Source organism: Stenotrophomonas capsici, from assembly GCF_034961085.1.
Classification (GTDB): domain Bacteria; phylum Pseudomonadota; class Gammaproteobacteria; order Xanthomonadales; family Xanthomonadaceae; genus Stenotrophomonas; species Stenotrophomonas capsici.
In genome coordinates, this window is record NZ_JAYFUH010000096.1 from 1 (window position 1) to 5,612 (window position 5,612).

The 5,612-nt window shown below is 68.6% G+C and carries 3 protein-coding genes; 1 reads left to right on the plus strand and 2 read right to left on the minus strand.

Features of this window, described 5'->3' with window-relative positions; translation table 11 throughout:
- The first annotated feature begins 440 nt into the window (after window positions 1-440).
- Window positions 441-2,549 (plus strand): phosphoglycerol transferase I, encoded by a 2,109-nt coding sequence (locus tag VA603_RS08715; protein ID WP_323438553.1) that lies wholly within the window; start codon window positions 441-443, stop codon window positions 2,547-2,549.
- Window positions 2,550-2,731: 182 nt separating this feature from the next.
- On the opposite strand, the gene VA603_RS08720 is transcribed toward VA603_RS08715, so the two are convergent.
- The gene (locus VA603_RS08720; protein ID WP_323438554.1) at window positions 2,732-5,164 is read right to left on the minus strand and encodes a DUF3772 domain-containing protein; all 2,433 of its coding nucleotides are present in this window, start codon (window positions 5,162-5,164) and stop codon (window positions 2,732-2,734) included.
- A 100-nt stretch (window positions 5,165-5,264) separates the two neighbouring features.
- Complete coding sequence (locus VA603_RS08725) at window positions 5,265-5,513, minus strand: hypothetical protein (protein WP_323437714.1); 249 nt, start codon at window positions 5,511-5,513, stop codon at window positions 5,265-5,267.
- Window positions 5,514-5,612 lie beyond the last annotated feature (99 nt).

Sequence of the window (5,612 nt, forward strand, 5' to 3'; positions counted from 1 at the left end):
AACGCGGCGAGACACACACGATCGCGCGCGGGCGCGGGTAGGCCTGGGTGGCCTGCTGCAACGCGGCGGCATCCCAGCCAGGCACGGACAACTCTTCCAGGCCGGCGAACAAGGCCGGCATGCGTTGCAATTCCATTGATTTCCCCTTGAGGCGGGGGCCGGCTCCTGTTGCTGGCAGCCATCGATGGCGACCGTAAGAGCTGCTGTTCCCCGGAGATCGGTGATGGCCTGCGGCGCCACTTCACCTTGCGATGCACAAAATGATGCCTAGCACGTCATGGCTGGATCATGAATAGGCGAATTGCCCGTTTTTGACCGAAACATTTCAGTCAGGTTCCTGTAGGCAACATCGATTCCCCGCATCGTCATACGCCTGCAATGCAGCGATGGTGCGGGCCTGCGCTCACCGCAGGCTTTCCCTCCGCTACCCACGTGACCGCATGCATTGGATCATCGGGCTGTATCTGGCGGCGCTTGTCGTCCTGCTGCTGTTGTCCTCCACCCTGGCCCGGACCAAGGCCAGCCTGCTCACCGCGTTGCTGTTGGCCTTCAGTGGCTGGTGGCTGATCGACCAGCTCAGTGGCGATGGCATCAACTCGGCCACGCTCTACCACCTGCGCAGCGACATGGACGGTGCCGGCGTCGGCGATTTCAGCGCCTACATCCTCGGCTTCGCGTGCCTGGTGATCATCTCGTTCTCGCCGTTGCTGCTGCTGCGGGTGCGCCGCCTGCGCCTGCCGCGCTTCGGCATGCCGGTGTTCGCCGGCTTCGCCGCGCTGCTGGTGGCCTGCGTGCTGGCCAGCCCGCTGTACAGCGACCTGCGCCGCCTGCAGCAGCAGATGAAACCGGTGGACTACAGCGCCGTGGTGCCCGAATACGTGATGCCCTCGGCGCCGCTGGCGCGTCGCCCGAACATCGTGTGGATCTACGGCGAAAGCCTGGAACGGACCTACTTGGACGAGCGCGTCTTCCCCGGGTTGATGCCCAACATCCAGCGCCTGGCCAGCCAGGGCCTGGACTTCCGTGACATCGCCTCGGCCGATGGCGGCGGCTGGACCATCGCCGGGCTGGTGTCCTCGATGTGCGGCGTGCCATTGACCACCGCGCAGGGCGACGAGAACAGCATGGGCCGGATGGGCAGCTTCCTGCCCGAGGCGTTCTGCCTGGGCGATTACCTGAAGCAGCAGGGCTACGGCAACCACTACATGGGCGGAGCCAACGGCCAGTTCGCGGCCAAGGCGGACTTCCTGCGCACGCACGGCTTCGACGACGTGCGTGACCTGGCCTGGTTCGAGCAGCAGGACATCGCGCGCAAGCACTTCTCCAACTGGGGCGTGCATGACGACGTGCTGCTGGACCGCGCGTTCGACCGCTTCCTGGAACTCTCGCGCGGCGGCCAGCCGTTCATGCTGACCACCCTGACCATGGACACCCATCACCCGGCCGGGCACCTGCCGGTGGCCTGCAAGGGCACGCGCTACCGCAGCGCGCTGGGCAACATCGGCCTGCTCAATGCACTCAAGTGCAGCGACCGGCTGATCTCGCGCCTGGTCGAGCGCATCCGCAGCAGCGAGTTCGGCGACAACACGCTGGTGGTGCTGGCCTCCGACCACCTGGCCATGCCCAACGACCTGAGCCACGTGCTCGAACAGCAACGCCGCGAGAACCTGCTGGTATTCCTGGGCAAGGACATCACCCCGCGCCAGGTCACCGCCACCGCGGGCACCACGCTGGATTCCGGCGCCACCGCGCTGCAGCTGATCGACCCGGCGATCTCGGCGATCGGCTTCGGCCGCTCGCTGCTGGCCTCGCCGCGCCCGGCCAGCGCCAGCGTCGCGGCCCTGCGCGGCGACGCCGGCAGCAGCTACGCGCCGTACCGTGCGTTCGCGCGCTCGTTGTGGCTGGGTGGCGACCAGCCGCGCATGCTGCGCCTGGAGGACGAGAAGGTACTGGTCGGCGTGCAGCAGGTGCAGCCGCCGGTGCTGCTGGAGTACGACAAGGACTGGCAGCTGGCATCGATGTACCTGGAGAACACCTCGCGCAAGTTCGAGGAGGCCGACCCCACGCATCGCCTGGCCTACGTGGACCGCTGCACCGCCTTCGAGGACGGCTCGGCCGACGGCCAGTGGTGTGCGCTGCTGGTCGATGCCGACCAGGGCATGCGCATGTTCCGCGACGCGCAGCTGCGCCGTGGCATCGCCATCGATGCACCGCTGCAGCCGTTCACCGGGCCACGCCCGAGCGTGCGCCAGTCGCGCATGATCAGCCGCCAACCCAGCCACGCCAAGCCGGGCCAGTACGTGCTGGAACTGTACGCTGCGCAGCGGCCCACGCGTGCGTTCTGGGTGGAAGCGGTGTCCTCCAGCCGCAAGGTGGTGCTGGCCCAGCAATGGGTGCAACCGGACAGCCAGGGACGCATCACCATGCCGGTGGGCGTGGACCATGACATCGACGACCTGGAGATCCGCGCCTGGCTCAGCCATGCCGAATCATTGGCGGTGGAAGGCTATGCGTTGTTGCCGGCGCCGGCGGGGTTCCCGCGCTCCTGAGGGCGCGGGAAGCAACCCGGGCGCTGCACCGCCGGGCGGGGTTTGAGACGATCCGGTGGCTTCGCGGCCAAGGCCGCTCCTGCCGACCCCGATGCGCATGACGGTGTCGCCCTTTGCCACAGGCAAGGGGAGGGTTGGGCAGGGGTAAGCCGTTCGGCGATGGGGTGCGGCCGAGGTCGCGACTACGGCTGGGGGTCGCGGACCAGGTGGATATCGGTCGGCGTGACCAATGCGATGCCGTTCGCCGCACACTGCTGCAACAGCTCGAACAGCAGCGCACTGCGCGTGCCGTACACGCTCCGCGCCGACGGCACGTAGGCGAAGCTGTTGATCGCGACCAGCCCGCCGTTGATCGAATCGATGAACACCGACGGCGCCGGCTCGCTCAGCACGGTTTCATTGGCCGCGTAGATGTCCAGCATCAGGCCGCGCAGCTTGCCCACGTCGGTACCCAGCGGCACCGAGAACTGGATCTGGATCCGCCCCAGCGCATTGGCCATGGTCATGTTGCGGATGGTCTTGGTGATCAGTTCGGAGTTCGGCACGATCAGCGTGGACTTGTCGCCCACCTGGATCTCGGTCGAACGCACCGAGATGCGGCGGATGTCGCCCTCCTGGTCGCCGATCTTCACCCAGTCGCCGATCTTGACCGGGCGCTCGGCCAACAGGATCAGGCCGGACACGAAGTTCTGGGTGATCGCCTGCAGGCCGAAGCCGATGCCCACCGACAGGGCGCTGGCCAGCAGCGCCAGTTTCTCGAAGCCGATGCCCAGCGTCGCCAGTGCCCACAAGGCCGCCAGCACGATGCCGGTGTAATGGGCCACGGTGCTGATCGAGTTGCGCGCGCCGGTGTCCAGGTCGGTCTTGGGCAGGTAGGTCTCGGTCAGCCAGCGCTGCACCACGCGCATCAGCGCCAGCCCGCACAGCAGCACCACGATCGCCCAGAACACCGACGACGGCCGCAGCACGCTGCCGCCGATCCGGACCCCGCCGGCCAGCGCCTGCACCCAGTCGTACAGCACGCTGACATTGCCGAACGGCGCCACCACAGCGGTGATGCCGACGATCACCAGCACCACCCGCAGCGTCGCCGAAACCAGCACCCCGCCCTGCTCCAGCCGTCCCGGCGGCAGGCCGGTGGACAGCCGCAGCGTGCGCCCGATGGCGCTCTCCGGCGCCAGCAGCCACAGCGCGAAGTCATCGGCGAACTTCATCAGCAACTGCGTGGCCAGCACCACCACGGTCACCCACACCATCTGCTGCGCGGTGAACATGGCGAAGTTCAGGTAACCCAGCAAGGTGGCGATCAACGCGCCGAACACGGCCAGGTGGCCACCCAGCCGCGCCACCACCAGCCAGCCGCTGCGCGACCCGCGCGTGGCGTGCGGCTTGCCCGCCGCCTCGGCCTCCTGCTCGGCCTGCGCGGCTTCGGCCGACCGGCGCCGGTGCAGGGCGGCAAGCGTGGCCAGCATGCTCATGATCAGGCCGACGTAGGTCAGCGCGATCAGTCCGTCCAGGGTGATCGTGCCCACGTTCGAGGTCAGCGCCGCGCGGCTGACCGCGCGCATCAGCATGGTCAACCAGGTCAGCCAGGCCGCGCCCCAGGCGAAGCGGCGCAGGCGCACCGCCGCCAGGTCATCGATGTCCAGCAACCGCCACGACGGTCGGGTCGGCACCAGCAGGCACGCGGCCAGCGCGGCGATGAAGGCGGCGATGAAGGTGGCCACCACGAAGGTGTCGGCCACCGACACCAGCCGTGGCGCGATCGCCGAGATCGCATCCAGGCTGCCGACCAGCAGCTTGGCCGCCAGCCCCGGCAGCAGCGTGCCGACCAGCAGCAGCCACACCGCCAGACCGGTGCGACGCACCCGCCCTGCCGGCGCACGCTCGGATGCGGCGTAGCGCCGCCCCAGGTGGCGCAGCCACAAGCGCAGCGGGAACACCATCAACAGGGCCATCACCGCACCGGCCAGCGGCACGGTCCACCCGTGTTTCGCGGTTGCCCTGGACAGGCCGTCGCGCGCCTGCTGGCCCAGCGACTGCAGCCGCGACAGGTCATCGGGCAGGTGCTGGGCGAACTCGCGCCACAGCGTCGGCGACAACGGCGATGCCACCTTGCGGCCCAACTGCTCGCCCAGCAGCTGGGCGCGCATCTTCTCGATCGATTCGCTCTGCTGGCGTGCGTCCTCGGCCAGCAGCTTGCCGCGCGCGATGTCGCTGTTGAGGTCGCTGCGCTGCTTGTCCAGCGCCTTGCGCTGGCGGGCGATGTCCTGGTCCTCGCCGCCTTCGGGCACCGGCCCGAGCAGCGCGATGCGCGCGTCCAGCGCCTCCAGGTCCGGCTGCAACGCCTGAACGCTGGCCTCGGCGTCACGCTGGGCCTGGCTGGCCTGGTCGACGAGGGTCTTCAGCGTTTCCTGTGCATCGGCGTCATTGACCGCACGCTTGACCGCATCCAGCGCACGCGAGGCCTTCTCGATGCGGGCCTGCGGCGTCAGCGTGGCGGCGCTGCCCGCATCGGGCGCGGCCCAGGCAATGCCGGCCGGTACGCCGGCGCCGATCAGGACAGTGGCAAGCAGGGCCGCACGCAACGGCTGCAACAGGCAGGACAGGAACAAGGGCACGCACCGGAACGCGCGGACCACCGCGCATGGCGCGACTATAGAACAGGCCACGTCCAGATCATGCGAACCACCCGCTGCTTCGCGCCGGCACGCCTCAATACGTCGCGCGCAGCTCGGCGATATGCGGCGCGTTGAGCGCGTAGATCTCCTGGAATTCCTCCTCGGTCAACTCGTCCGGCGCGTACACCGCCACCGGGTCGAATTCCAGTCCATCGGACGGGGGGTGGTGTGGCCCGGCGCGCAGCGAGAAGCCGTGCCCTTCGTACTCCACCCGCGCCGGCAGCGATTCCCAGCGCTCGCGCGCGAAACGGTTCTGGCCCTTGAGCAGTATCACTGCGTACATGGATTTCTCCCGCTGACGGATGGCACCAGCCTAAGCCCGCCAGGTTCAAGCCCGGGTTAACGGCGCCACGCACCGGCATGGCCGCTGCGCACGGCACGC